Raw genomic sequence first — 25,651 nt, 5'->3', positions numbered from 1 at the left:
CGACCGTGAAGCCCCTCGACCCCCGACTGCTCCGCTACGCCCGCTCCGCACGGCTGTTCCTCGTGCTCGGCGGGGCGCTCGCGCTGGCCCGCACGGCGACCGCGGTCGCGTTCGCGTGGCTGGTGGCGCAGCTCGTCGCCGGGGCGGTCGACGGGCGATCGGCCGCCGACCTGGCGCCGTCACTCGCGGCGCTGCTGGTCGTCGTCGCGGTGCGCGCACTGCTGGCCTGGGCCGTCGAGGTGAACGCCGCCCGGGGCGGCGCCGGCGCGAAGGCGCAGCTGCGGTCGGCGGTCCTCGCCGCGCTGGTCGCGCTCGGGCCGGCCGGCCGGACGGGTGGCTCGGGCGGCGTCGTCGCGCTGCTCGGCGGCGGGCTCGACGCGCTCGACGGCTACTTCGCCCGCTACCTGCCGCAGCTGATCGCCACCGCGATCACCACGCCGATCCTGACAGTCGTGGTCTTCCTCGCGGATCCGCTCAGCGCCCTCTTCCTCGCGGTCACTCTGCCGCTGATCCCGGTGTTCATGATCCTGATCGGCTGGGCGACCCAGGCGGTGCAGAAGCGGCAGTGGAGCCGCCTGCAGGCGCTCGCCTCCGGCTTCGTCGACACGGTCGGCGGACTGGCCACGCTGAAGATCTTCGGAAGGGCGGAGCGGCAGAGCGCCCGCATCCGCGCGCTGACCGAGGACTACCGCGTGCACACCATGAAGGTGCTGCGGGTGACCTTCGTCAGCAGCTTCGTGCTCGAGCTGGCCGGTTCGCTCTCGGTCGCGCTCGTCGCGGTGTCGATCGGGTTGCGGCTGGTCGACGGCTCGCTCGGGCTCGCGATCGGACTCTTCGTGCTGGTGCTGGCGCCGGACGTGTTCCTGCCGGTGCGCCAGGTCGGCGCCGAGTTCCACGCGGCGGCCGACGGCGTGCAGGCGGCGGACGAGGCCTTCGCGATCATCGAGGCGGCGGCGACCGTCCCCGGGCGAACCGCGGTGCCCGGCCGCTCGGGAGCGCTCGAGCTGCGCGGGCTCGCGGTGGACGACGGTGCGGGCCGCGTGCTCGCGCCCGTCGACGCCGTCCTGCCCGCCGGCTCGATCACGGCGCTGACCGGCCCCAGCGGATCCGGGAAGTCGACCCTCCTCGCCGCCCTCGCCGGCTTCGCTCCCGCGACCGGTTCGATCGCCCTCGGCGGGGGCGCCGTCGACGAGTCGACCGGCCGCGACTGGCTCGCCTGGTCGGGGCAGCGGCCCGATCTGTTGCCCGGGACCGTCGGCTCGAACGTCGCGCTCGGCGCGCGCTCGCCCGACCCGGAGCGCGTCCTGCGGGCGCTGGCTGTCGCGGGTGCCGACCTCGATCCCGGCCGGCGGATCGACGCGGACGGCAGCGGACTGTCCGGTGGGCAGGCGGCGCGCGTCGCCGTGGCGCGTGCCGTGCACCGCGTCCTCGAGCGCGGCTGCACCGTATTGGCCCTCGACGAGCCGACCGCCGCGCTCGACGAGGAGTCGGAGCGCGCGCTGCTCGCCGGGCTCCGCTCACTCGCCGACGAGGGCGTGATCGTGCTCGTCGCCACGCACCGCCCGGCGACGATCGCCGCCGCCGACGCCGTGCTGGCGCTCGCCCCCGCCGAGGCGGTGCTCCGGTGAACCGCACCGATGTGCTGCGGGCGGCGATGCCGGCGCCGCGGCGCTTCCTCCCCGGACTCTCCTTCGGGCTGCTGTCGTCCGCGTCGGTCGTCGCCCTGCTCGCCTGCTCGGCCTGGCTGATCGTGCGGGCGGCCGAGCAGCCGCCGATCCTCTTCCTCTCGATGGCCGTCGTCGGCGTGCGCGCCTTCGCGCTCTCGCGGGCGTTCTTCCGCTACCTCGAGCGCCTCTCCGGGCACGACGCGGCGTTCCGCGCGCTGGCCGAGTTGCGCGCCGGCGTCTACGACCGGCTGGTCCCCGTGGCGCCGGACGGGCTCGGTCGGGTCCGGCGCGGAGATCTCGTCTCGCGGGTGGTCGCCGACGTCGACACCCAGCAGGACGTGCCGCTGCGCATCGTGCAGCCGCTGGTCGTCGCCGCCGTGGTCTCCGCCGCCGCGGTGGTGGGCGTCTGGCTCCTGCTGCCCGCGATGGGCGCCGTGCTGCTCGGTCTGCTCGTACTCGCGTTCGTCGGCGGAGCCCTCGGCTCGGGGCTGGTCTCGGCGCGCGCCGACCGCGAGCTGGCGCCGCTGCGCGGCGAGCTGGCCGAGCGCCTGAACCTGCTGGTCACCCGGCTCGACGTGCTGATCGCCTTCGACGCGGCCGACGACGCGATCGACGACGTCGCGCAGGCGGAGGCGGCGCTCACCCGGGCCGCCCGCCGGCGCGCGGCGTCGACCGGGCTCGCCGCCGCCGTCCTCGCCCTGTGCTCCGGCGGTGCGGTCTGGGCGGGTCTCGCGCTCGGGATCCCCGCGGTCGGCGAGCTCGGCGGCCCCGCGCTCGGGGTGCTCGCCCTGGTGCCGCTCGCCGTGTTCGAGGTCGCGGCCGCCGCTCCGCTGGCGGTGCAGAGCGCGCGCTCGGCGCTCTCGAGTGCGCAGCGGCTCGCGGACCTCGACGCGCAGGCCGCGTCGCCGGCGCTGGCGACCGACGCCGACGTCGATCCGTCGGCCGCCGTCCCGCTCGGCCGCGACATCGTCCTCCGCGACCTCTCGGTCTCCTGGCCCGGAGCCGCGACGCCCGCGCTCCGCGACGTCTCGCTCGAGCTCCGCGCCGGCGAGCGGATCCTCGTCACCGGCGGCAGCGGCTCGGGCAAGACGACGCTCGCGCACGCGCTCGTCCGCTTCCTCGACCACACGGGCTCCTACCGGATCGGCGGAGTGGAGGCCCGGACGCTCCCGCAGGACGAGCTGCGGCGCCTCATCGGTCTCGTCGAGCAGCAGCCCTACCTCTTCGACGACACCATTCGGCAGAACCTGCTCTTCGCCCGGCCCGAGGCCGACGACGCGGTGCTGACCGCCGTCCTCGAGCGGGTGGGCCTCGCCTCCTGGACCGCGACCCGCGGCGGTCTCGACGCGCGGGTCGGCGAGCGCGGCTCCCTCGTCTCGGGCGGTCAGGCGCAGCGCCTGGCGCTCGCGCGCGCCCTGCTCGCCGACTTCGACGTGCTGGTGCTCGACGAGCCCACCGCCTCGGTGGACGCGCCGGTCGCGGACGCGCTGCTGGCCGACCTGCTGAGCGCCGCGTCGGGCCGCACGGTGGTGCTGATCGCGCACCGCGTCCCCGCGTCCCTCGCCTTCGACCGGCGGATCACGGTCGCGGACGGCACCGCGCGCTGACTCCTGACACAGCGGATCCCCGGGCCGAGAGGACGGCCCGGGGATCCGGCTCAGTGCGGGTCCAGGGGTATCAGCGGCTCGACCAGCTCGCCCGTCCGCGGCCGTCGTACTGCACCAGGTTGCCGTCGTCCTGCATCACCAGGCGGAACGGCGGCACGGCGGGGCCGACGTTGACGACGTACCGCGGGAGGACGCTCCAGCTCACTCGGCCCTGGGCCGCGACCGCCATGTACCCGTCCTCGTCGATCGAGAAGACGTCGCCCGACGTGGACGTTCCGGTGGACCAGACCGGACCGGAGCGCCCGTAGACGACGAAGTTGCCGTCGGCCTGCATCACGGCGCGGAAGGCGCCGTTCCCGGAGCGGAGTCCCTCACCTCCGTACAGCGCGGCAGCTGCGAACAAGGTGCTGTTCGGGAAGGCGATCCGGCTGCTCCAGAGCAGGTCGTCGTCGATGCTGTAGAGAACCAGTCGCCCCGCGTTGTCGAGGTTCATCCGCACCCCGGAGCCGCTGGTGCCGGTGAACCACTTCACCGAGCCGTCCGCGCCGTAGATCACGGCATTGCCGTCCTCCTGCAGCACGAAGCGGTTCCCGGCGCCGGAGGTGCCGGTGCTCCAGGTCACGCCGTTCGGTCCGTAGCCGACGAAGTTGCCGTCGCCCTGCATCACGGCGGTGAAGCGGCCGTCGCCGGAGGTCAGCCGCTGACCGGCGCGCAGCGTCTCGGTGGGGTAGAGCGAGTCGGTCGGCGGCGCCGCGATCGTCGTGCCGGTGCTGCTCGCCCACGCGGGGGTGCCGTTGGCACGGCTGACGACGAGGTTGCCGTCGTTCTGGATCCGGACGCTCGCGCCGGTCTCGTCACCCGTTCCGGTGAACCAGACGGGCCGCCCGTCCGCGGCGTAGATCACGAGGTTGCCGTCGGCCTGCATCACCAGGCGATCTCCGCGACCCTGGGTGCCGGTGCTGAAGGTGGCACGCCCGCTCGCGTCGTAGGTGACGGCGTTGCCGTCGGTCTGCAGCACGAACCGGTAGCCGCCGCCGACCGAGACGATGCTCTCGCCGCGCGCGAGCTGCTCCCCGCTGACGAGGGCGTCGGTGAAGACGTTCGCGGCGGTCGCGACCGCGGTCGTGACGGGCCCGGAGCCGGCAGCTAGGGCGGGGGGCGCTCCGAGGAGCAGGGCGCCCGCGGTCGCGAGCACCACCGCCCCGGAGAGGAGTGTGCGGGCGGGGTGGCGAGGCGTCATCGCGGGTCCTTCGAGCGGATCGGTGGGCAGTTCTCCCGCATGCTCCCATGCCGCTCGCCGCGCCGCGCCGCCGGAACGCGGTCGTGACCGAGTGGTGATCCGGCCCTGTCAATCCGCCGGCCGGACCCGTCTCTCGGCCTCGGCGAGAGTCCCGCCCTCGGCGGCCCACCGGTCGAGCACACCGTCGACGCGGGCCCGCGCGGATCCGCTGCTGCTCGCGCGCAGTGGAAGGATCACGTCGCGGGCGAGCGGTGCCGTCAGCTCCTCGACCCGTGCATCGCGGACGAAGCCCTCGAGCCGGGTCAGGTCGGAGGCGCGCAGGATCGCCGCCCGAGACTGCAGCAGGACGATCGCCGCGAGCCGGGCCTCGAAGACGGGCGGCGCCCACAGCTCCGAGGACAGCGCCGTGACGTCGTCGTGCTCCAGCCCGCGGAACTTCTTCAGCGCGTCCCGCACCGTGCCGCGGACCGCTCCGACGGAGGCACCGGTGGAGTCGAGGCCCGCGCCGAGCCGCTCGCGCACGTCCTGCGCCCGCCAGACGTCGCCCTCGTACTCGAGCGCCGTGCGGATGAAGTCGCCGGCGTCGCTCACCCCTCTATCATGCGACGCGCGGGGGAGCAGCGACGAACCGTGCGCCGCTGCGGGCCGCGCGCCGGAGGTGGCGGTCCGCCCTTCGAGTCGGGTCCTGCAGTGCGGGAACGCCGACGGCCCGGCCCGTGCAGGGGATGCACGAACCGGGCCGTCGGTGCGGGCCCGCGGGAGGGCGGGACCCGATCAGAGGAGCGTCGAGTCGACCGCGCTCAGCGGCTCGCCCACACCGCCTGATCGCGTACGTCGTACTCGACGAGGTTGCCGTCGTCCTGCATGACGAGGCGGAACGGGGCGACCGCGCCGGCGCGGGGCGTGACCGTCCAGGTGCCGATGCCGTCGCCGCGGACGACGGCCATGAAGCCGTCCTCGTACAGGTTGAACGAGCTGCCCGCGCCGGACGTGCCCGTCGACCAGATCGGGCCGGAGCGGCCGTAGACCACGAAGTTGCCGTCGCCCTGCATCACGGCGCGGTAGACGCCGCTGGCCGAGCGGAGGAGGCTGCCGGCGGCGAGTCCGTTCTCGGCGTAGAGGCTCGAGCCGGGCAGCTGCGCCTGGCTGGTCCAGAGCACGTTGTCCGCCTGGTCGACGATGATCAGCGAGCCGGCGTTGTTGATGCCGAGGCGCAGGTCGCTGCCGCGGGTGCCGGAGGACCACTGGACGGAGTTGTCGGGACCGTAGATCACGGCGTTGCCGTCGGTCTGCAGCACGAGGCGGTTGCCGGCGCCGCGGGTGCCGGTGTTCCAGACGACGCCCTGCGGGCCGTAGCCGACGAAGTTGCCGTCGGTCTGCATCACGGCGCGGAAGCGGCCGTCGGCCGAGGTGAGCTGGCGTCCGCCGCGGAGGGTCTCGCCGGTGAAGAGGGTGTCGGTCGCCGGCTCGGCGATCCTCCCGTTCACGCTGCTCGCCCAGGCGGGGGAGCCGTTCTCGCGCGAGACGACGAGATTGCCGTCCTCCTGGATGATCAGGTAGGCGCCGGGCTCGTCGTTGGTGCCGGTGCTCCAGACGGGGCGGTTCTCCGCGGAGTAGATCACGACGTTGCCGTCGGTCTGCATCGCGAGGTGATCGCCCCGGCCGGTGGTGCCGGTCGCGAAGACGACGCGGCCGTCGGGCGCGTAGGTGACGGCGTTTCCGTCGGTCTGCATCACGAACTCGTAGGCGGGGCCGGGGTTGTCGGAGACGATGCTCTCGCCGCGGGCGAGCTCCTCGCCGCCCTCCAGCGCGTTGTAGTAGGCGCCGGCGGCGCGGGACTGCTGATCGGCGTTCGTCTGCAGCGCAGGCGCCGAGTCGGAGGAGGAGGAGAGCGTCTGCTGCACCGCCTCCTCGGCGAGCGCGGGCGTCGCGGTGAAGAGGAGGGCTCCGGTCGCGACGAGCGCGACGAGCCCGGAGCCGACGAATCGGGAGGGCCCGGTGGAGCGGGAGTCTCCGGTGGAGCGGGAGGAAGAGGGAGGCGTCATCGCAGATCTTTCTCGAGAGGTCGGCATCGCCGAGCGGATCCTCGAATGCTCGCACGCGCCGGCGACATCGGGCGTGCGCTCAGGACGCCGTGTCCCGGTGGCGCGTGCGTCGGCGCCGCCGAAGCGCTCGCTCGCCGGTGGCCCGGACCTCGGGCCTTCACGACGGCGGCCCGGTCCGTGCGGGAGGCGCACGACCGGGCCGTCGGTGCAGGGCGGACCGCCTCGGCGGAGCCCGCTGGTCGATGCCGTCAGCGGCTGGACCAGACGACGTGGCCCTGTCCGTCGTACTCGACGAGCTTCCCGTCGTTCCCCAGCACGAAGCGGAACGGCCCGGTCGCGCCGGAGGCGGAGCGGTTCGCCCAGACCACGGTGTCACTCCAGTCGTAGATCGACGCGACGCCGTTCTCGGCGACGTACAGCCCATTGGCGATGCCGTGAGTCCCGGTCTGCCAGTTGAGACCCGTCGGGCCGTGGACGACGAGGTTCCCGTCGGACTGCATCACCGCCAGGTACAGACCGTCGTCCGAGCGCAGCACGTCACCGGTCGAGAGGTGGTTCGGGGCGTACAGGACCGACCCCGGCAGCTGGGACTGGCTGTCCCAGCCCAGGTCGCCCTCGTCATCGACGATCGTGAGCACTCCGCTGTCGTCGAGCTCGACGGCGAGGTTCTCGACGTTGGAGTCGGTCGACCACGCGGCGGTGCCGGACGACCACTCGACCGAGCCGTCGGTGCCGAGGACGACGGCGTCGCCGTCGTCCTGCATGACGAAGCGGTTGCCGGCGCCGCGGGTGCCGGTGTGCCAGATCATTCCGTCGGGTCCGTCGCCGACGAGATCGCCGTCGGTCTGCATGACCGCGTGGAAGAGCCCGTTCTTCGACGTGAGCTGGTCACCCGGTGCGAGGGTGCCGCCGGTGGGGAGGGTGTCGTGCGGCGGTGCGGCCGTCGTCCCGGCACCGTCCGACCGGGCGGGAGTGCCGTTCTGCGAAGCTGCTGCGCCGACGGCGCTCTGAGCGAGGGCGGGTGTCGTGCCGAGGAGCAGGGCTCCCGCCGCGACGAGCGCGACGAGGACGGAGGCGAGGGAGCGTGGATGTGATGTGGACGTCATGGCAGTTCCTTCTCGAGAGATGGGCACCGCCGTCGACGAGGCGGCATCGCCGAACGGTCTTCCTCCCACCGAAGCACTGCCGTCGGACTTCCACGAGGTCTGGCGCGGGGCGCGGGGTCGCTGTCGCGTCGTCCCGCTTGTGCGCTCGCGGAGACACTGCGCAGCTCCGGACCGCCGCGGGAGCACGCCGACGGCCCGACATATGCAGCGGGTGCATGTGCCGGGCCGTCGGGAGGCGTCATCGCGCCCGCGAGCGCTTCGACGTCGGCGCCGTCAGCGGCTGGACCAGACGGCCCGACCCTGTCCGTCGTACTCGACGAGGTTGCCGTCGCTCTGCATCACGAGGCGGAACGGGCCGACCGCACCGGAGGCCGGGCGGGACGTCCACGTCACTGCGCCGCTCGCGGTCTCGATCGTCGCGACGCCGTTCTCGGAGAGGACGAGCGTGCTGTCGATGCCGGCGGTGCGGCTCTGCCAGATCGCGCCCTTCGGGCCGTAGACGACGAAGTTCCCGTCGACTTGCATCACCGATCCGTAGCCGCCGTCGCCCGAGCGCAGCAGGTTCCCCACCTCGAGGACGTTCGGAGCGTACGCCACCGACCCTGGCAGGGCGACCTGGCTGTCCCATTCGACCGCTCCGCCGGGATCGACGATCCTCAGTACTCCGCTGTCGTCGAGCGTGACGGCGAAACCTTCACCGCTGGTACCGGACGCCCACCTGACCGAGCCGTCGGCGCCGTAGACGACCGCGTTTCCGTCGTCCTGGATGACGAAGCGGCTGCCGATGCCGCGGGTGCCGGTGCTCCAGATCGCTCCGGAGGGCCTGTAGCCGACGAGGTTGCCGTCGCGCTGCATGACGGCACGGAACAGCCCGTTCTCGGAGGTGAGCTGGTGCCCGTACGAGAGGGTCTGACCGGTGTCGAGGGTGTCGTGCGGCGGCTCGGCGATCTTCCCTGCGCTGGCGGACCAGGCCGGGGTGCCGTCCTGGCGGTAGAGGACGAGGTCGCCGTTCTCGCCGAGCACGAGGTGCGCGCCCGGCTCGCCATCGGTTCCGGAGCTCCAGATCGGGCGCTCGTCAGCGGCCCTGACCAGCAGGTTCCCGTCCCTCTGGAGAAAGAGGTAGTTCTCCTGGAGTGTCGGCCCGATGTAGGTGGTGTTGAAGGTCTGGGTACTGAACAGAACCTTCCCGTCGCCTGTGCGGAGGACCGCGTTGCCATCGAGCTGCATGCTGAAGACGTAGCTTCCGGGGAGATCGGACTGGAGGCGACTGTCATCCCCCGGCCGATCGGAGTTCAAAGTGCCACCGCTGAGCAGGGCGTTGTAGTAGGGGTTCAGGGAACGTGGATCGGGCCAAGGCCTGAGTGCCGGTGTCGTAGGGCTCCACTGCGACGACGAGGCGGAGTCGGACGAGGCGTCCACGGCGAGGGCGGGCGTTCCGCCCAGAAGCAGGGCCCCGGCTGCGACGAGTGCGACGAGCCCGGAGGCTCGGCGTCGTGGGTGGGTGACGGATGTTATGGCAGTTCCTTCTCGAGAGATCGGCACCGCCGCTGACGAGGCGGCGTCGCCGAGCGGTCTTCCTCTCCACCGAAGCACTCGCGCTCGACCCCGACACCACTTGGCGTTCGATATGGGCTCTCTGTCGCGTGGTCCCGTTCCCGGCCCTTCCGAACGGCATCGGAAGTCGTAGCGCAAGCTCCTCACGCGCTTCTCCGAGGGAACGACGACGGCCCGGCTCGTGCAGGGCGTGCACGTGCCGGGCCGTCGGGAGCAGGGGTCACGGCAGCCGCCAGTGCCTCGGACGGGAGGTGGTCAGCGGCTGGACCAGACGGCCCGGCCCTGCCCGTCGTACTCGACGAGGTTGCCGTCGCTCTGCATCACGAGGCGGAACGGGCCGGTGCCGCCGGAGGGCTTCGCCGTCCAGGTGACGGAGCCGTCGGCGGTCACGACCTGCAGAGCGCCGTCCTTCGTGAACTCGAGGGAGCTGCCCGCGCCGGAGGTGGCGGTCTGCCAGACGGCTCCCCGAGGGCCGTAGACGACCACGTTGCCGTCCGCCTGCATGACGACGCGGTACTGGAGGCTCTCGGACCGGAGGATCTCGTCGGTCTTCAGGGTGTTGGGCGCGTACATGCTCGGGCCGGGCAGCTCGGACTGGCTCGACCACACGACGGCATCGGCCTCGTTGTCCATGCTCAGCACACCGTTGTCACCGAGAGTCACCGTGTCGACGTCGCCGGAACCTTCGGGAAGACTGATCCACTTGACCTGCTCATCGGCGTCGATGATCGTTGCGAAGCCCTCGTCCACGACGAACGTGTTGTCCGAGCCGCGGGTGCCGGTGCTCCACAGGGCTCCGTCCGGGCCGTAGCCGACGAAGTTGCCGTCGCGCTGCATCACCGCGCGGAAGAGGCCGTTCTTCGAGGTGAGCTGGTGGCCCCGGTGGAGTTCGTCACCGTCGGAGAGGCTGCTGAACGGCGGCTCGGGGATCGTCCGGTTCACGCTGCTCGCCCAGGCCGGGGTGTCGTCCTCGCGGTACAGGACGAGGTTGCCGTCCCCCTGGATGACGAGGTGCGAGTCCGGTTCGTTGTCGGTCCCGGTGTTCCAGAGCGGGCGGTCCTGGTCGGAGTAGATCACCACGTTGCCGTCGTCCTGCAGGACGAGGCGACTGCCGCGCCCCGTGGTGCCCGTGTTGAAGAGGGCATGACCGACGGCGTCGTAGACGACGGCGTTCCCGTCGTCCTGCATCCGGAAGGTGTGACCGCCGGTGGCACTGTCGGAGGCGAGGAAGTCGCCCGGGAGTAGCTCGTCACCGGCATCGAGAGTGTCATCGGCGGACTCGTGAGGATCGATCGGGGGGTCGGTGACCACCGGGGAGGCTTTCGCGGACACGGCGCTGTGCGCGGTCTCGGCGAGGGCAGGTGTTCCGGTGAGGAGCAGGGCTCCGGTCGCGACGAGCGCGACGAGCCCTGAGGCGCGGGGGCGTGGAGAGGTGTGAGGTGTCATCGCAGTTCCTTCTCGAGAGATGAACCGTCGAGACGAGAGCGGCGCCGGACGGACTGCTTCGAGGCTGACACGCAGGGATCGTCGTAGCCTCCGCCGGACGCGCAGTGAACGGCCCGTGGCGCGTCGCTCGCGCTGAGCGCGGATCCGCTCCTCCGCGGCGTCCCGAGAGTCAGGGGAGGGGACGGCGGAGAGCGTCGAGTCGCTTGCGCCAGGCGTCGAGCTGGCCCGGTACTGCGGCGAGCGCCGGTCCGTCGACCCAGCCCGTGGCCAGGCGCAGGCCGTGCAGGGCGTTCGCCGTCCAGACCTCGCGGCCGTCGAGGTCGGCGGGCTCTGCCGGGGCCTCGATGACGTCGACGCCCAGTGCTCCTGCGAGTACCGAGACCGTGCGGGCCGTGACGCTCAGGACCCGGCGGCTGCTCGCGGGCGGGACGACCAGCGCGTCGCCGAGCCACCACAGCACGGCGCTCGATGCGCCGTCGATGACCGCGCCGTCGGCTCCGAGGATCACGGCCTCGTCCGCGCCCGCGGCGCGAGCGCGCGAGCGCGCGAGCGCAGGAGCGCGGGTCGAGCGATGTCGGGTCCCTTGCGCTCCGGGGTGCGCCGCGGATCCACGGGACTGGTCCACAGGACGACGGTGCGGCCGCGCGGCGGGGCGGGGCGGAGGCGCAGGCGCAGTCCCTCCGCGGTCAGCACGACCCGTCGGGGCGGTCAGCGGCTGGACCAGACGGCTCGGCCCTGTCCGTCGTACTCGACGAGGTTGCCGTCGCTCTGCATGACCAGGCGGAACGGGGCGGCTCCGCCGGCGGCCGGCCTCGCCGACCAGGTCACGGCGCCGTTGCCGGCGACGACCTGGGCGGTGCCGTCCTTCGAGAACTCGAACGAGCTGTCGACGCCGGAGGTGGCCGTCTGCCAGATCGCTCCGGTGGGGCCGTAGACGACGACGTTGCCGTCACGCTGCATCACAGCACGGTATCTCCCGTCGTCGGAGCGCAGGTGGTCGTCGATCTCGAGCGTGTTCGGGGCGTACATGCTCGAGCCGGGAAGCCCGGACTGACTCGTCCAGAGGATCGCGTCGTCCTGATCGAGGACGGTCAGCACGCCGCTGTCGTCGAGGGTGACGCGGTGGACCCCGCCCCCCGTTTCAGCCACCCACTTCCGTGTCCCGTCTTTGCGCTCGACCGTGACGCTGTCCGGCCTCACGGCTAGCCAGTTGTCGATTCCACGAGTCCCCGTGTTCCAGACGACACCCCCGGGGCCGTAGCCGACGAGGTTGCCGTCGCGCTGCATCACGGCCCGGAAGAGACCGTTCGGTGAGGTGAGCTGATGGCCACCGCCGAGCACGTCGAGCTGGAGAAGGGTGCTGAACGGAGGCTCGGCGATCCGGCCGTTGACACTGCTCGCCCAGGCGGGCGAGGTCTCCGGGCTCACGCTGAAGTAGAGGTAAGCGCGGTAGAGGACGAGGTTGCCGTCTCCCTGGATGACGAGGTGCGAGGGCGGGTCTTCGTCCGTTCCCGTGCTCCAGAGCGGGCGGCCGTCGACGGAATAGATCACGACGTTGCCGTCCTCCTGCAGGACGAGGTGATTACCGCGCTCCGTGGTGCCGGTGCTGAAGACGGCATGGCCGGCGGCGTCATAGGTCACGGCGTTGCCGTCGTCCTGCATTCGGAAGGTGTAGCCGCCTCCCGACGGGCTCGAGGCGATGGACTGGCCGGCAAGGAGCTGCTGGCCGGGATTCAGTGCGTCGGAGGACGACGCGCGGGCGGTGGCGGCGGAGATGCTCGAGGGCGCGGCACTGAGACCGCCCTGAGCGAGGGCGGGTGTCGCGCTGAACAGCACGGCACCGGTCGCGACGAGCGCGACGAGTCCAGAGGCGAGCGAGCGTGGGGAGGTGTGAGGTGTCATGACTGGTCCTTCTCGAGAGGTGAACCGTCGGTGCGAAGGCGGCGTCGCCGAGCGGTCTTCCCTTCCACCAAACCACTCACGCTCGAGCCGCTCAGTCTTCGGCGTGCAGTGCGGCCTCGTTGTCGCGTGCCGGACAGAGCCCGCCACGCGTGTCCGACCTCCCTCGGCACGTCTGCGCGGTGACGACCACGGCCCGGCTCGTGCAGGGCGTGCACGTGCCGGGCCGTCGGGAGCAGGGGTCAGGGCATCCGCCAGTGCCTCGGACGGGAGGCGGTCAGCGGCTGGACCAGATCGCGTGGTGGTGGGCGTCGTACTCGACGAGGTTGCCGTCGCTCTGCATGACGAGGCGGAACGGGGCGGTGCCGCCCGCGGGCGTCGCCGTCCAGGTGACAGCGCCGTTGCCGGCCACGACCTGCGCCGTCCCGTCCTTCGAGAACTCGAACGAGCTCTCGACGCCGGAGGTGCCGGTCTGCCAGACCGCCCCCGTCGGGCCGTACACGACGAAGTTGCCGTCACCCTGCATCACGGCGCGGTAGCGGCCGTCGTCGGAGCGGAGGAGGTCGTCGACCTCGAGGGTGTTGGGGGCGTACAGCTGAGCGCCGGGCAGCCCGGACTGGCTCGACCACAGGACGGCGCCGTCCTCATCGAGAGCGGTCAGGACACCCCTGTCGTCGAGCGTGAGGGAGGTGGCCTCACCCCCGGTGTCGGCCGCCCACCTGATCCCCCCGTCCGCGCCGATGATCACGGCGTAACCGTCGTCGGAGACGAGGAGCTGGTTGTCCGTGCCGACGGTGCCGGTGTTCCAGACGACGCCGTCCGGGCCGTAGCCGACGAGGTTGCCGTCGCGCTGCATGACCGCGCGGAAGAGTCCGTTCGGCGAGGTGAGCTGGTGCCCTCGGGAGAGCGCGTCGTCCACGTAGAGGGTGCTGAACGGCGGCTGGGGGATCCTGCGGTTCACGCTGCTCGCCCAGGCCGGCGAGCCGTCTTCCCGGTAGACGACGAGATTGCCGTCCGCCTGGATGATCAGAGACGCGTCCGTCTCGTTGTCCGTCCCGGTGCTCCAGAGCGCTCGGCCGTCGGCGGAGTAGATGACGACGTTGCCGTCCTCCTGCATCACGAGGCGGTTGCCGCGCCCCGAGGTGCCGGTGCTGAAGAGGGCGTGGCCGACTCCGTCGTAGACCACGGCGTTGCCGTCGTCCTGCATCCGGAAGGTGTAGCCGCCTCCCGACTGGCTCGAGGCGATGGACTGGCCGGCGAGGAGCTGCTGGCCGGGATTCAGTGCGTCGGGGGCCGACGCGCGGGCGGCGGAGACGCTCGAGGACGCGGTGCTGAGACCGCCCTGAGCGAGGGCCGGTGTCGCGCTGAAGAGCAGGGCCCCGGTCGCGACCAGCGCGACGAGTCCTGAGGCGAGCGGGCGTGGGGAGGTGTGTGGTGTCATGGCAGTTCCTTCTCGAGAGATGGGCGCCGTCGGGGTGAGGGCGGCATCACGAGCGGACTGCCTCGATCCTGACGCGAGCGGGTGCGCACGACGATCGATCGGCGCGCGGTGACCGGTCCTTGGCACGCCGTCCGTCCCGCCGCTTCGTGCGAGTCAGGGGAGGGGACGGCGGAGGGCGTCCAGGCGCCGGCGCCAGGCGTCGAGCCGGCCCGGAACCGCGGCGAGCGCCGGTCCGTCGACCCAGCCCGTGGCCAGTCGCAGGCCGTGCAGCGCGTTCGCCGTCCACACCTCGCGGCCGTCGAGGTCCATCGGTTCAGCCGGGGCCTCGATCACATCGACTCCCAGTGCGCCCGCGAGCACGGAGGCCGTGCGGGCCGTCACGCTCCGGACCCGGCGGCTGCTCGCGGGCGGAACGACCAGCGCGTCGCCGAGCCACCAGAGCACAGCGCTCGAGGCACCGTCGATCACGGCGCCGTCGGCACCGAGGATCACGGCCTCGTCCGCGCCGGCGGCGAGAGCACGGGAGCGCAGGAGTGCCAGCCGTGCGATGTCGGGTCCCTTGCGCTCCGGGGTGCGGCGCGGATCCACGGGGCTGGTCCAGAGGACGACGGTGCGGCCCCGCGGCGGGGCAGGGCGCAGCCGGAGGCGCAGACCCTCGGCGGTGAGCTCGACGCGGGGGAAGGAGTCGCCGGTGCGGGGGAGCGCCGCGATCGCGGCGTCGAGGAACGCCTCGGCGTCGTCGGGGTCTCCGCCGACGGGTCGCCCGGCGTCGCTGAGCGCGCCCAGGAACCGCTCCCGGTGCAGCTCGAGACCGCGGACGCGGCCCGCCGACACCAGCCAGGAGTCGGCCGCGAGGAGGGCGCCGGCCGGAGCGTCGACCGCGGGACCGAGCTCGTGCCCGTCCCAGACCCGCACCAGCTCGCCGTCCATGACGGCCTACGCTAGCCCAGTGGCCGCGCTCCCCGAGGTTCCTGCCGCCCGGCGGCAGCTGACCTGGGTCGATCCCGAGCGAGCATACCTCGACTTGTTCGCCTCGGCGGACGCCTCCTTCTGGCTCGACTCCGGCCGCGACGCTGTCGAGGGCCTCTCCTTCCTCGGATCCTCGGACGACGTGCTGACGGTCGGGCCCGGCGCGGACGTGTCGACGGCGCTCGCCGCCGTCGCGGCGGAGCGCACCGGCGATCGGGCGCTCGGCCGGTACGGCTGGATCGCCTACGAGGCGGGTGCGCCGTTCGTCGCCCTTCCGCCTGCACCCGTCGGTGGGGACGCTCCGCCCGCGCTCGCGCTGATCCGGGGCGATCCGGTGCTCGAGTTCGACCACGCCCGGCGGACCCTGCACCTCGTTTCCTCCCCGGAGCGGGAGCCGGAGGCGCGGCGGCTGGAGCGAGCCCTGACGGCGCTCGCCGAGACCCCGGCCGACGCCGGCGAGCCGCGCGACGCGGAGCCGTCCGGGCCCGCCGAGTGGCGGCACGGTCCCGAGCGGTACCGAGCGTTGATCGCCCACTGCCAGGCCGCGATCCGCGCGGGTGACGCCTACCAGCTCTGCCTCACCAACGAGGTGGTGGTCGAGGGCGCGTTCGACCCGGTGGAGGCGTACCGGCGCCTCCGCCGCTCGAGCCCGAGCCACCACGGCGGACTGATCCGGGTCGGCGGGCTCGCCCTCGTCAGCGCCTCGCCCGAGCGCTTCCTCGACGTCACGGCCGACGGCCGCGTCGCCACGCATCCGATCAAGGGCACCCGGACCCGCAGCGCCGACCCCGTCGTCGACGCGGAGCTGCGGGCCGAGCTGCTCGCGAGCGTCAAGGAGCGCGCCGAGAACGTGATGATCGTCGACCTCGTGCGGAACGACCTGGCCCGCATCGCCGCTCCCGCCTCGGTGCAGGTGGACCGCCTCCTCGAGATCGAGACCTATCCGCACGTGCACCAGCTGGTGAGCGAGGTGTCGGCGCAGCTCGCGCCCGGCGTCGGACCGGCCGAGCTGCTCGCCGCGACCTTCCCCGCCGGATCGATGACGGGAGCGCCGAAGCGCCGCGCGATCGAGCTCCTGCGCGAGTGGGAGGCCGGGCCGCGCGGTCTCTACGCCGGCGCGTTCGGCCGCCTCGGCGGCGACGGGTCGCTCGATCTCGCGATGACGATCCGCACCCTCGTGCTCGACGGCGCCCGCGCCAGGATCGGCACCGGCGGGGGCATCACCGCTCTCTCCGTCGCGGACGAGGAGGTGGAGGAGACCCGCCTCAAGGCCCGCGCGCTGCTGGCCGCGCTCGGAGTCGACCTGCACGTCACGGCGGAGTCGTCGCCCGGTCGCTAGAGGCCAGTAGGGTTGTTGGTCGGACGCAGGCGCCCTCCGAGCGCGCGCCCACCCCCACCCTCACAGAAGTAGGACACACCTGTGGCAGAAGAGACCTCCCAGCAGACCGGCCCGACCGACGAGGAGCGTTACGACTTCCGCGCGCTCCAGGAGAAGTGGCTCCCGATCTGGGAGGAGACCCGGCCGTTCGCGACCGGCGACTCCACCGACAAGCGCCCGCGCAAGTACGTGCTGGACATGTTCCCGTACCCCTCCGGCGACCTGCACATGGGCCACGCGGAGGCGTACGCGCTGGGCGACGTCATCGCGCGCTACTGGCGCCAGCAGGGCTTCAACGTGCTGCACCCGATCGGCTGGGACAGCTTCGGCCTGCCCGCCGAGAACGCGGCGATCAAGCGCGGCCTCAACCCGGTCACCTGGACCTACGACAACATCGAGCAGCAGAAGCGCTCGATGAAGCGCTACGCCGCGTCCTTCGACTGGGACCGCGTGCTGCACACCTCCGACCCCGAGTACTACAAGTGGAACCAGTGGCTGTTCCTCAAGATGTACGAGAAGGGCCTCGCGTACCGCAAGGACAGCTGGGTGAACTGGGACCCGGTGGACCAGACCGTCCTCGCGAACGAGCAGGTCCTCGCCGACGGCACCTCGGAGCGCTCCGGCGCCGTCGTCGTGAAGAAGAAGCTCACCCAGTGGTACTTCAAGATCACCGACTACGCCGACCGCCTGCTCGACGACCTCAACCAGCTCGAGGGCTCCTGGCCGTCGAAGGTCATCGCCATGCAGCGCAACTGGATCGGCCGCTCGATCGGCGCCGACGTCGAGTTCGAGATCGAGGGCCGCGAGGAGCGGATCACGGTCTTCACGACGCGCCCCGACACCCTCTTCGGCGCGACCTTCATGGTGGTCGCGCCCGACTCCGACCTGGCCGCCGAACTGGTCGAGGGGGCCGAGCCCGAGCTGCAGACCGCCTTCCGGAGCTACCTGGAGAAGGTGCAGAAGTCGAGCGAGATCGAGCGCCTCACCGTCGACCGCCCGAAGACCGGCGTGTTCCTCGGCCGCTACGCGATCAACCCCGTCAACGGCGAGCGCCTGCCGATCTGGTCGGCCGACTACGTGCTGTCCGACTACGGTCACGGCGCGGTCATGGCCGTCCCCGCGCACGACCAGCGCGACCTGGACTTCGCCCGTGCCTTCGACCTGCCGGTGCGGGTCGTCGTCGACACGACCGCGTCGGTCACCGGCGCGATCCCGGTCATCCCGAAGGACCCGGAGGAGCTGGCCGCGCTCGAGAAGGAGTACTCGCTCGACCCGGCCACCACCGGCGAGGCGCTGACCGGCGACGGCCGCCTGATCAATTCCGGACCCCTCGACGGACTGTCGAAGCGCACCGCCATCGAGCGCGTGATCAAGCTGCTCGAGGAGCGCGGCCGCGGCCGCTCGGCGAAGAACTACCGCCTGCGCGACTGGCTGATCTCGCGCCAGCGCTACTGGGGCACGCCGATCCCGATCATCCACGGCGAGAACGGCGAGCTGATCCCGGTCCCCGAGGACCAGCTGCCCGTGCGCCTGCCCTCGACAGACGGCCTCGATCTGCAGCCGAAGGGCTCCTCGCCGCTCGGCGCGGCCGAGGACTGGGTGAACGTCGCGAACCCCAACGACGGCAGCCCCGCGCGCCGCGACCCGGACACGATGGACACCTTCGTCGACTCCTCGTGGTACTTCCTCCGCTTCCTCTCGCCGAAGGACGACACCCAGGCGTTCGACCCGAAGCTCGCCGAGAAGTGGGCGCCCGTCGACCAGTACGTCGGCGGCGTCACCCACGCGATCCTGCACCTGCTCTACGCGCGCTTCATCACCAAGGTGCTCTTCGACCTGGGCTACGTCTCCTTCACCGAGCCGTTCACCGCGCTGCTCAACCAGGGCATGGTGCAGATGGACGGCGCCGCGATGTCGAAGTCGAAGGGGAACATCGTCCGCCTGTCGGACCAGCTGGACGAGTTCGGCGTCGACGCCGTGCGCCTGACGATGGCGTTCGCCGGCCCGCCCGAAGACGACATCGACTGGGCCGACGTCTCGCCGTCGGGCAGCGCGAAGTTCCTCGCCCGCGCCTGGCGCCTGGCGAAGGACGTCACGACCAGGCCCGATGTGGAATGGAAGAACGGCGACGCGGCGCTGCGCCGGCAGACGCACCGCTTCCTCGCCGAGTCGCCCTCGCTGATCGAGGCGTTCAAGTTCAACGTCGTCGTCGCGCGCCTGATGGAGCTGGTCAACGCGACCCGCAAGGTCATCGACTCCGGTGCCGGCGCGGGCGACCCCGCCGTCCGCGAGGCGACCGAGGTCGTCGCGATGGCGCTCAACCTGTTCGCGCCGTACACGGCCGAGGACATGTGGAACCGTCTCGGCTACGAGGGCTCGGTCGCGCACGCGCTCTGGCGCAAGGCCGACCCGACGCTCCTGGTCGAGGAGAAGGTCACCGCGATCCTCCAGGTCGACGGCAAGGTCCGCGACCGCATCGAGGTCTCGCCGAAGATCTCCTCGGACGAGCTCGAGCAGAAGGCGCGCGCGGCCACCGGTGTCGCTCGGGCGCTGCAGGGCCGCGAGGTCGTCACGGCCGTCGTCCGGGCGCCGCGCCTGGTGAACCTGGTGACGAGGCCGGCCTAGGCCGTCCCGAACACCGGCTCACTTCGAAGGGGCTCCTCCACTGCGGAGGGGCCCCTTCGGCGTTCCCGGTCCGACGTGTCGACTCAGGCGGGCGACACCGAGCCGTTGCGGATGTGCTGGTAGACGACTGGGTCGAGAGGGCGAAGGGTGCGCAGAAGCGGAGTTCTGCCCAACGCAAGAAGGAGACTGTTTGGCTTGTCAAGTGGTCATAGGCCAGACCTCGGTATGTCCGTGACAGGCCATTCGGCCTACGTGCACCATCTTCGTATGTGAGAGTCTGCTTGTGCTCGGGTACAGAGATCCGAGCGATAGCCCTCGGGCCCTAGAGGAAGCAGGAGATCATGCAGAATTCACTCGCAGAGTCACGGACGTCGCGCGGCACCGTCGCCGTTGCAGCGATCGTCGCGGCAGCCGGAATCATTCTTGCGGGACTGAGTGCCGCCTACATCGCCGGTATGTTCGGCCTCTCCACGACCATCGCCTCGCAGATCGTCACTGCGGTATCCGTCGGGGGCGCAGTGCTCGCGATCGCGCTCGCGCTCGTGTCCGGCGGCATCGCAGGTGCCGTCGTTGCAACGGCACGCTGGGCGATCACCAAGTGGGGCGAGAAAGCTGCGATCGCCTGACGACAGCGTCATGAGGGGGCGGGGGCGGCACCGAGACACGCGCATCCTTGGTATCGCGTTCGCGGTCGCCCTCGTCCTCTTCGCCGTCACCGTGCTGATCTCGTACTCGACGCTGTCGGGGCGAGTCGCCGGCGGCGGGGGCTCTCTTGGGGCACCGCTCGGTGACCCGGACACGCCCCTGTTCTTGGCGATCCTGCTCCGCAACACGGCCGTCGCGCTGGGGTTCTACTCGGGTGTGCTGACCGCGGGGCTGAGTTCTCTGATCGGAATCGCCTTTTTCGGCTTCCTGGTGGGGGCTAGCACAGCCGCCGCGGCGACCGAGGTGGGGCTAGCGGCGGCCCTGACGTCCGTCGTCGGCTACGCCGTCTTCGAGATCCCCGCGCTGCTGCTTGCGGCCACGGCCGGACTAGTTCCGGCAACAGTCCTGCTATTCCCCTCGCGTCGCGCGGCTGACGTGCGGCCTTTCCCACGATATCTGGCGCAGTTTCCGAGCACGCTCCTCTTGCTCGCGATCGCGCTCGTCCTGATCGTCGTGGGCGCGGGAGTCGAGACCATCATCATCGAAGCACGAAGGATTCAGCCATGATTGCGCCCCCCAGCACGGTCGCCCCGGAGGGCTCCTCCGTATCTCTGTTTCGAACTGACCGCCTCGTCCTCTGGACGGCGATGCTCTTCACCGTTGCGGTGACGGTCGTGCGTCTGAGTGGGCAGCTCCTCGAGCGCATCACGACCAACGACCGGGTACGAGACCTCGCAGCTGAGCTCAATGACCGGGCTCTCGCCGAGCTCGCTGTGCGCATGGGAGTGGTGCTCGCAGTGGTGATCTCGGCTGTCTTCCAGCTGGTCTACTTGTCGCTCTGCGCGATGGTCGACGAGAAGGTCCTCGTCGCGGTGATGACGCCGACCCGGCGTCGCGTCGACCGGAGTGGTCGTCGCCCCGCAGTCGGGCCGGCCATGATCGTCGGGATCGCTGCGACGCTGCCGGTGCAGCTCGCGGCGCTCGCGTTAGGACTCGCATCGCCGAAGGATTCCCCGCTCCTCGCCGTGTGGCTCGTCCTGGTTGTCGGCGGAGTCTTCGGTTTTGTGTGCTCGCGACCCGCCTTCCGCGCTCGCGGCTCCCGTGCTCGCGTCCTTCTGGCGTCGTTGCTTGTCGTTGTCGCCGCCATCTCGTTCCTCCTCTGACCCCGGGAGTGCTCATGCAGACCCTCTACACCTCCATGCGGCGCATCGTCGCTGCCCTCCTGATCGTGCTGCTTCTGATCGTCTCTGCGCTCACCGCACTCCATGCGCTCGACACCCCGGCGATCATCGTGGTGGCGGGTGCTCTCGTCGCAGGAGCCCTCCTCGCTTCAGTCGCGGTGCGTCGGACCCCGATGTTCGGACTCGACATGCTGGCTTTCCTCTCTGCAGCGCTCGCGATCAGCGTCTCCTGGGGATCCGGCGTGCTCGAACCAGGCTTCCTGATCCACCTTCCGGCGCTGATCAGTGCGATCGCCTTCGCGACCATGGCGCTGATGCTGCGCACCGAGGCAGGAGCGGCCGTGACGAAGGACCGCTTGTGAAGACGGCCTCCGTGCGGCTCGCGCAGAGCATCCAGGACGCCACGACGCTCGACAGCCTCGGTTGGCGGCTCACGCTCCCCGCTTTCCGCCTGCTGAAGGCGTTCGCCGCTGTGCTCCTTCTCTGTGCAGCGGGGGTGGGGGCGGCGATCGCAGTTGATGCGTTCAGCGGGGCTCTTCCGACGACGGGTCGCCAGGTCGCCCTGATCGGCGCTATGGCGGTCGGCGTCTATGTCGTCGTTCTGCACGCGGTGCGCGAGACCCTCACCGTTCGTCGGATCCAGCTGATCGACCACCCGTTCGCGAGCTTCTTCGCGGCGATGGACATGCCACGTCGCGTCGTCCTGCTCGCGGAATGCCGTGACCGCCTGGTGATGACTGGCGCACTCGTATGCGGACTCTGCGGTGGTGTGGGTGCCCGGTTGATCGTGGCCGGCGCGCAGGCCGGCGAGATCGTCACGCTCTTGGCCCTGCCGGCTGCGGTGCTGGGCAACCTCCTCGCGATCACGGCGGTGACTGCGGCCTGGTTTCGCCCGCAGGCGCGCCCACGAATGATCCTCGCGGCAGTGGCCGGCCTCGGGTCGGGTCTCGTGGTCGCCGTGACAGTGCGCCTGGCCGCTTCAACCGTGGTCGACGGGTCGCGTGCTATCGCACCAGCATCATGGACGCCCTCGGCATTCGCGGTGGTGCTGTGTGCCGTGGTATCCACGTCGGTCGCGACGGTCGCTCTGCGTGCTGTCAAACGCTCCAACTTCACCGCCGTGAGGGTCGACGACCCGCGCGCATCCGTGCCGAGTGTCACGGAAAGCCAAGGATGGACCCGGTGGGTGCGCGTCACCGCCAGCGATCTGACGCCGTTCGCCCGGGCGACTGCGCTCTCCCGTCTGCTGTTCTTCACCTGGGCAGGAGGGGCGGCGGCGACAGGCGTGCAGGTCCTGACGATCGCGCCGACGGGGTGGCAGTCGCCCGAGGGCGCAATCGACCGATCCGCGGGGGTGCTGGCGCTCCTTCTCGGCCTCACTGTCGCCGAACTGCTCAGCCGTTGGATCGGCCCCGCCCCCCTGGCAGCGCGCTGGCGTGCGAGCTGGGAGGCCGGGGCATCACCCTGGGGTCTCGCCGTCGCCCCCGTTGCGGTGGCGCTCGTCGTCGGCACAGTCCTAGTCGCTCCCCTTGCAATCGCCGCCACAGCTTTCGGCGGAAGCGTCTCCGTGCCCCTCGGTATCGCGTGGTCGGCGGTCGCCTGCGCGTGGATCGCCACCGCCATCGTTCCGGGGGAGCCGCCGCGAGCCGACGGATCGAGCCCGTCGTCGCTGGCGGCCGCCGTCTTCTGCGTCGTGAGCTCGGCCGCCCTCACAGCTGCTGTCCTCGCGGCATCCGCCGCAGGCATCGCCTGGCTTGGCGCCGCCGTCGCCGTTCTCTTCCTAGGAGGTGCCGCATGGGTGACGAGACGTCGCGTTCTCGCCCTGCCCTCGAGGCCTCTGATCTGACGATCGGGTACGCGCCCGACCGGCTCGTGATCAGCGGGCTCACGTTCTCGCTGACAGGCCCCGGCATCGTCCGGCTCGATGCCCCCAACGGGTCGGGCAAGTCGACGCTCATCGAGGCCGCCTCGGGCTACCTGCGGCCGTTCGCCGGGAGCATCCTCGTCGACGGCGTACCGGCGCAGGATCCGGCGGTTCGCGCTCGTCGCCGCGTCTGCCGCGCGACGCCGGCTCTGCATCCGCACCTCAGCCTGCTCGACCACCTCGCGCTCGCAGCGGATCTCGCCGGCGTCGGGCGCGATGAGCCTCTGGACCGTGCACGAGCCTTCGGTCTCGACCGCTGGTTCGGCACCCGTACCTCGGCTCTCTCCACCGGTACCGCACGTCGGCTCTGGTATCTGATTTGCACGACGGGACGATTCTCGGTGGCGCTGCTCGACGAGCCATTCAACGGGGTGGATGCCGAGTCCACCGAGCAGATGGTGGTGGAGATGGAGCGCTGGGCCGAGGACGCACTGCTGATCGTCGTCTCGCATGCAGTGCCCCCGGGACTGCGGACCGCTGAGACCCTGCCGCTCGAGGCGCGAGGGGAGGCCGTCCAATGAGCATCGAGTACCGCGGAGCGGGATTCCGCTTCCCCGATGGCCGAGGCGTCGCCGATGTCTCTTTCGCAGTCTCATCCGGTGAGATCGTCTGCTTGCTCGGCCCTAACGGCTCGGGCAAGTCGACGGCCCTCCGTTTACTGCTCGGCCTGGTTCGCGGCGACGGCGAGGTGTTCGTCGACGGTGAAGCCGCGCACCGGCAGCCGCTCGGCGAACGGCTCGGGAGCATCGTCGACGGCGGGGGGCCGGACCGGGGGTTGAGGGTGCGGCAGTACCTGGAGTTGCTAAGGGTGGCGCGGCGGGCCTCGCGGGCGTCGGTCGAGGACGCGCTCGCCGAGCACGGGCTCAACGACCTCTCTGCGCGGCGGATCGGCGCCCTGTCCCTCGGCCAGACGCAGCGCGTCGCCTTCGCGGGTGCGCTGCTTGGCTGCCCCGCGAACCTCGTGCTCGACGAGCCCTTCAACGGCGTCGATGCCCACGCCGTGCCAGTAATGCTCGATCGAACCCGCCGATTCGCGGACGCTGGCGGATCCGTAATCCTCACTTCGCACCACCTCGCACATCTGCAGCGCCTCGTCGACCGCGTCGTCGTGCTGCAGGAGGGCAGGCTGATCGCCGATTCCCCGATCGGGGACCTCCTCACGAGCTCCGCCATGAGCCACGTGCTCGTCGAGTGCGACGAGCCCGCGACGCTCGCCGAGGAGCTGAGCGGCTCCGGTTCGGACGAGATCACCATCACGTCGACGACAGAGCTCGTCGTACGAGGGACTACCAGGCGGGTGATCGGCGAGGCCGCGAGCCGCCGCCGACTCGTCGTCACTCGGCTTGAGGAGATCACGCCCACGCTCGAAGAGGTCTATCTCGACCTCACATCGCTCCGAGTCGAGCAAGAGTGCAGCGTCGCGGCGAAGCTGAGCGGAGGGGGATGATGATCGAGGTTCGATTCGAAGCCCTGCGCGTGAGCGCGATGCGCGTCCTCTGGATGCTCGTCGGCATCGCACTGGTCACAGGGTCGGTCATGGCCGCCGCGATCATGGCGATGAGCCGTGAGGGGGTCTCGCCGGAGGCGTTCCTGCACGCCGTGACGCCGTCGATGTCGGTGGCGATGACCCGAGGGCCGTTCACGGTCTCAGTGTCGGTGCTGCTCGGCGTACTTCTGGTGTCGCGCGACCTGCGGCCAGGTGCCTCCGGCGCCACGATGATGCTGTTCCCGCGGCGCGGCCGACTGTTCGCGGCGAGGCTCGCCGTGATCGGCGCCGTCGCGGCGGTGACGGCGGCGGCGACCGCTGGGCTGTCGCTTGTGTCTGCGACGCTCGTGCTCCCCGACGGAGCAGCCGTCGACGGCCAGACCCTGCTCCGCGTCGCAGGAATGCTGGTGATCGCCCAGACATGCTTCGCGCTCATCGGCGCAGCACTCGCCCTGCTGACGAAGTCAGCAGGGACAGCTGCGGCTATCGCATTCGGGTGGATCCTCATCGTCGAACCGGCCGCCCGCTTCGCGGTCTTCGCGACCGATCGAATGGCCGCAGTGGCCGAGTATCTACCCGTCGCTGCCGCGAACGCGATGGTGCACTCGTTGTCCAACGGATCCTCGGCCAATGAACCTGACCTGATCAGCGCGACCCCTGTCACGGCGTCGGTCGCCCTGATCGGACTCACGGCTGTGCTGGCTACGTGGGCGTGGGCCGGCTTCCGGAACCGTCCGCTGCTGTGATCAGCTGCGTCATACAGCGAAGGTGATCAGCCCGGCGCGCGCAGCCAGAACGAGCACTTGCACGCGGTCACGCGCACCCCACTTCGCCATGATCGAGCTGAGGTAGCCCTTGATCGTGCCGGGGGACAGGTGCAGAGCCGCGGCGATCTCGATATTCGAGCGACCGAGGGCGAGCTCGGCGAGCACCTCGCTCTCCCGGTCGCTCAATTCGGGCAGCGTGATCATCGCTGCGCCGCCAACTGCTGCTCCATCTCGGATCGAGGCGAGCAGCCGCTCGGTCACTCGCGGTGACAGGACGCCGCCGCCCGCGTGGATCTCGCGGATCGCCGAGAGGATGTCCTCCGGATCGGTGTCCTTGAGCAGGTATCCCGACGCTCCAGCGTTCAGAGCGGCCAGCACCGGCTCTATGGTGCCGAACGTCGTCAGAGCGATCGCCCGGACGCGCGGCTGCTCTGCAGTGATGCGGTGGATCGCGTCGACACCGCTCAGACGCGGCATCTGCAGGTCCATGAGTACCACGTCCGGATGGATCTCCGACGTCAGATGCACCGCCTCCACTCCGTCGGCAGCGACGCCGACGACCGTCATCCCCGCCTCGCCCTGGACGAACACGGAGATCGCGCGACGGACGAGAGCCTCGTCGTCGGCGATCAGAACACGAATCTTCCTCATCCAGTCAGCTTAGGCACCGT

At 71.2% G+C, this 25,651-nt stretch carries 23 protein-coding genes; 12 read left to right on the top strand and 11 right to left on the bottom strand.

Translation table 11 applies throughout. The features are described from left to right. Positions 1-5: 5 nt before the first annotated feature. Positions 6-1,628: a thiol reductant ABC exporter subunit CydD gene (gene cydD, locus MT353_RS00630; protein WP_243623343.1), complete on the top strand. Its 1,623-nt coding sequence runs from the start codon at positions 6-8 to the stop codon at positions 1,626-1,628. Then, on the top strand, positions 1,625-3,274 hold the full coding sequence (cydC, locus tag MT353_RS00625; protein WP_308197496.1) for a thiol reductant ABC exporter subunit CydC: 1,650 nt from the start codon (positions 1,625-1,627) through the stop codon (positions 3,272-3,274). Before cydD ends, cydC begins: the two co-directional genes overlap by 4 nt. Positions 3,275-3,344: 70 nt before the next feature. On the opposite strand, the gene MT353_RS00620 is transcribed toward cydC, so the two are convergent. The 10 genes from MT353_RS00620 to MT353_RS00575 all read right to left on the bottom strand — a co-directional run bounded on the left by MT353_RS00620 (position 3,345) and on the right by MT353_RS00575 (position 14,935). Further along, positions 3,345-4,514, bottom strand: coding sequence for a hypothetical protein (locus MT353_RS00620; protein WP_243623342.1), 1,170 nt, complete (start codon positions 4,512-4,514; stop codon positions 3,345-3,347). 108 nt (positions 4,515-4,622) lie between these two features. Further along, positions 4,623-5,105 carry a DNA alkylation repair protein gene (locus MT353_RS00615; protein ID WP_243599030.1) on the bottom strand — a complete coding sequence of 161 codons (483 nt, stop codon included), beginning with the start codon at positions 5,103-5,105 and terminating at the stop codon, positions 4,623-4,625. 209 nt (positions 5,106-5,314) lie between these two features. Then, complete coding sequence (locus MT353_RS00610; protein ID WP_243623340.1) at positions 5,315-6,559, bottom strand: hypothetical protein; 1,245 nt, start codon at positions 6,557-6,559, stop codon at positions 5,315-5,317. 248 nt (positions 6,560-6,807) lie between these two features. Then, the gene (locus tag MT353_RS00605; protein ID WP_243623339.1) at positions 6,808-7,665 is read right to left on the bottom strand and encodes a hypothetical protein; all 858 of its coding nucleotides are present in this window, start codon (positions 7,663-7,665) and stop codon (positions 6,808-6,810) included. A 273-nt stretch (positions 7,666-7,938) separates the two neighbouring features. Beyond that, complete coding sequence (locus tag MT353_RS00600; RefSeq protein WP_243623337.1) at positions 7,939-8,892, bottom strand: hypothetical protein; 954 nt, start codon at positions 8,890-8,892, stop codon at positions 7,939-7,941. Between the two features lie 582 nt (positions 8,893-9,474). After that, positions 9,475-10,665 (bottom strand): hypothetical protein, encoded by a 1,191-nt coding sequence (locus tag MT353_RS00595; RefSeq protein ID WP_243623336.1) that lies wholly within the window; start codon positions 10,663-10,665, stop codon positions 9,475-9,477. Between the two features lie 169 nt (positions 10,666-10,834). Then, positions 10,835-11,377 (bottom strand): aminotransferase class IV, encoded by a 543-nt coding sequence (locus MT353_RS00590; protein WP_279400479.1) that lies wholly within the window; start codon positions 11,375-11,377, stop codon positions 10,835-10,837. Next, on the bottom strand, positions 11,374-12,567 hold the full coding sequence (locus MT353_RS00585) for a hypothetical protein (RefSeq protein ID WP_243623332.1): 1,194 nt from the start codon (positions 12,565-12,567) through the stop codon (positions 11,374-11,376). The genes MT353_RS00590 and MT353_RS00585 overlap by 4 nt, the downstream gene beginning before the upstream one ends. Positions 12,568-12,841: 274 nt before the next feature. Continuing rightward, entirely contained in the window at positions 12,842-14,005 is a 1,164-nt protein-coding gene (locus tag MT353_RS00580) for a hypothetical protein (protein ID WP_243623331.1), read from the bottom strand. Between the two features lie 153 nt (positions 14,006-14,158). After that, on the bottom strand, positions 14,159-14,935 hold the full coding sequence (locus tag MT353_RS00575) for an aminotransferase class IV (protein ID WP_243623329.1): 777 nt from the start codon (positions 14,933-14,935) through the stop codon (positions 14,159-14,161). 19 nt (positions 14,936-14,954) lie between these two features. Between MT353_RS00575 and MT353_RS00570 the strand changes: the two genes are divergently transcribed. From MT353_RS00570 to MT353_RS00525, 10 genes are all read left to right on the top strand, one after another. Continuing rightward, positions 14,955-16,313 carry an anthranilate synthase component I family protein gene (locus MT353_RS00570; RefSeq protein WP_243623328.1) on the top strand — a complete coding sequence of 453 codons (1,359 nt, stop codon included), beginning with the start codon at positions 14,955-14,957 and terminating at the stop codon, positions 16,311-16,313. An 81-nt stretch (positions 16,314-16,394) separates the two neighbouring features. Then, on the top strand, positions 16,395-18,977 hold the full coding sequence (leuS, locus tag MT353_RS00565; protein WP_243623326.1) for a leucine--tRNA ligase: 2,583 nt from the start codon (positions 16,395-16,397) through the stop codon (positions 18,975-18,977). 341 nt (positions 18,978-19,318) lie between these two features. Next, positions 19,319-19,603, top strand: a complete 285-nt coding sequence (locus tag MT353_RS00560; RefSeq protein ID WP_243623324.1) for a hypothetical protein — start codon at positions 19,319-19,321, stop codon at positions 19,601-19,603. 10 nt (positions 19,604-19,613) lie between these two features. Further along, a complete protein-coding gene (locus MT353_RS00555; RefSeq protein WP_243623322.1) occupies positions 19,614-20,189 on the top strand; it encodes a stage II sporulation protein M in 576 nt (191 codons plus the stop codon). After that, a complete protein-coding gene (locus MT353_RS00550) occupies positions 20,186-20,785 on the top strand; it encodes a hypothetical protein (protein WP_243623321.1) in 600 nt (199 codons plus the stop codon). Before MT353_RS00555 ends, MT353_RS00550 begins: the two co-directional genes overlap by 4 nt. Before the next feature lie 14 nt (positions 20,786-20,799). Beyond that, entirely contained in the window at positions 20,800-21,165 is a 366-nt protein-coding gene (locus MT353_RS00545; RefSeq protein ID WP_243623320.1) for a hypothetical protein, read from the top strand. Beyond that, positions 21,162-22,649, top strand: a complete 1,488-nt coding sequence (locus MT353_RS00540; protein ID WP_243623319.1) for a hypothetical protein — start codon at positions 21,162-21,164, stop codon at positions 22,647-22,649. Before MT353_RS00545 ends, MT353_RS00540 begins: the two co-directional genes overlap by 4 nt. Beyond that, the gene (locus tag MT353_RS00535; RefSeq protein WP_243623318.1) at positions 22,598-23,248 is read left to right on the top strand and encodes an ATP-binding cassette domain-containing protein; all 651 of its coding nucleotides are present in this window, start codon (positions 22,598-22,600) and stop codon (positions 23,246-23,248) included. Before MT353_RS00540 ends, MT353_RS00535 begins: the two co-directional genes overlap by 52 nt. Next, the gene (locus tag MT353_RS00530; protein WP_243623317.1) at positions 23,245-24,174 is read left to right on the top strand and encodes an ATP-binding cassette domain-containing protein; all 930 of its coding nucleotides are present in this window, start codon (positions 23,245-23,247) and stop codon (positions 24,172-24,174) included. Before MT353_RS00535 ends, MT353_RS00530 begins: the two co-directional genes overlap by 4 nt. Then, the gene (locus MT353_RS00525) at positions 24,171-24,959 is read left to right on the top strand and encodes a hypothetical protein (RefSeq protein ID WP_243623316.1); all 789 of its coding nucleotides are present in this window, start codon (positions 24,171-24,173) and stop codon (positions 24,957-24,959) included. Before MT353_RS00530 ends, MT353_RS00525 begins: the two co-directional genes overlap by 4 nt. Before the next feature lie 9 nt (positions 24,960-24,968). Here MT353_RS00525 and MT353_RS00520 read toward each other — a convergent pair whose 3' ends face one another. Further along, positions 24,969-25,631, bottom strand: a complete 663-nt coding sequence (locus MT353_RS00520) for a response regulator transcription factor (protein ID WP_279400453.1) — start codon at positions 25,629-25,631, stop codon at positions 24,969-24,971. Positions 25,632-25,651: the final 20 nt, after the last annotated feature.

Origin of the sequence: Rathayibacter sp. VKM Ac-2927 (assembly GCF_022815525.1) — a bacterium.
Lineage (GTDB): Bacteria > Actinomycetota > Actinomycetes > Actinomycetales > Microbacteriaceae > Rathayibacter > Rathayibacter festucae.
Note: the sequence above shows the minus strand (reverse complement) of the source record. Positions and strands in the feature narration are given on the sequence as shown.

Coding starts and splice junctions, on each gene's coding strand:
- MT353_RS00610 (WP_243623340.1), bottom strand. CDS start 6,559: ATGACGCCTCCCTCTTCCTCCCGCTCCACCGGAGACTCCCGCTCCACC.
- MT353_RS00580 (WP_243623331.1), bottom strand. CDS start 14,005: ATGACACCACACACCTCCCCACGCCCGCTCGCCTCAGGACTCGTCGCG.
- MT353_RS00520 (WP_279400453.1), bottom strand. CDS start 25,631: ATGAGGAAGATTCGTGTTCTGATCGCCGACGACGAGGCTCTCGTCCGT.
- MT353_RS00535 (WP_243623318.1), top strand. CDS start 22,598: ATGGGTGACGAGACGTCGCGTTCTCGCCCTGCCCTCGAGGCCTCTGAT.
- MT353_RS00560 (WP_243623324.1), top strand. CDS start 19,319: ATGCAGAATTCACTCGCAGAGTCACGGACGTCGCGCGGCACCGTCGCC.
- MT353_RS00605 (WP_243623339.1), bottom strand. CDS start 7,665: ATGACGTCCACATCACATCCACGCTCCCTCGCCTCCGTCCTCGTCGCG.
- MT353_RS00525 (WP_243623316.1), top strand. CDS start 24,171: ATGATGATCGAGGTTCGATTCGAAGCCCTGCGCGTGAGCGCGATGCGC.
- MT353_RS00575 (WP_243623329.1), bottom strand. CDS start 14,935: ATGGACGGCGAGCTGGTGCGGGTCTGGGACGGGCACGAGCTCGGTCCC.
- MT353_RS00600 (WP_243623337.1), bottom strand. CDS start 8,892: ATGCAGCTCGATGGCAACGCGGTCCTCCGCACAGGCGACGGGAAGGTT.
- MT353_RS00595 (WP_243623336.1), bottom strand. CDS start 10,665: ATGACACCTCACACCTCTCCACGCCCCCGCGCCTCAGGGCTCGTCGCG.
- MT353_RS00620 (WP_243623342.1), bottom strand. CDS start 4,514: ATGACGCCTCGCCACCCCGCCCGCACACTCCTCTCCGGGGCGGTGGTG.
- MT353_RS00555 (WP_243623322.1), top strand. CDS start 19,614: ATGAGGGGGCGGGGGCGGCACCGAGACACGCGCATCCTTGGTATCGCG.
- MT353_RS00530 (WP_243623317.1), top strand. CDS start 23,245: ATGAGCATCGAGTACCGCGGAGCGGGATTCCGCTTCCCCGATGGCCGA.
- MT353_RS00550 (WP_243623321.1), top strand. CDS start 20,186: ATGATTGCGCCCCCCAGCACGGTCGCCCCGGAGGGCTCCTCCGTATCT.
- MT353_RS00545 (WP_243623320.1), top strand. CDS start 20,800: ATGCAGACCCTCTACACCTCCATGCGGCGCATCGTCGCTGCCCTCCTG.
- MT353_RS00585 (WP_243623332.1), bottom strand. CDS start 12,567: ATGACACCTCACACCTCCCCACGCTCGCTCGCCTCTGGACTCGTCGCG.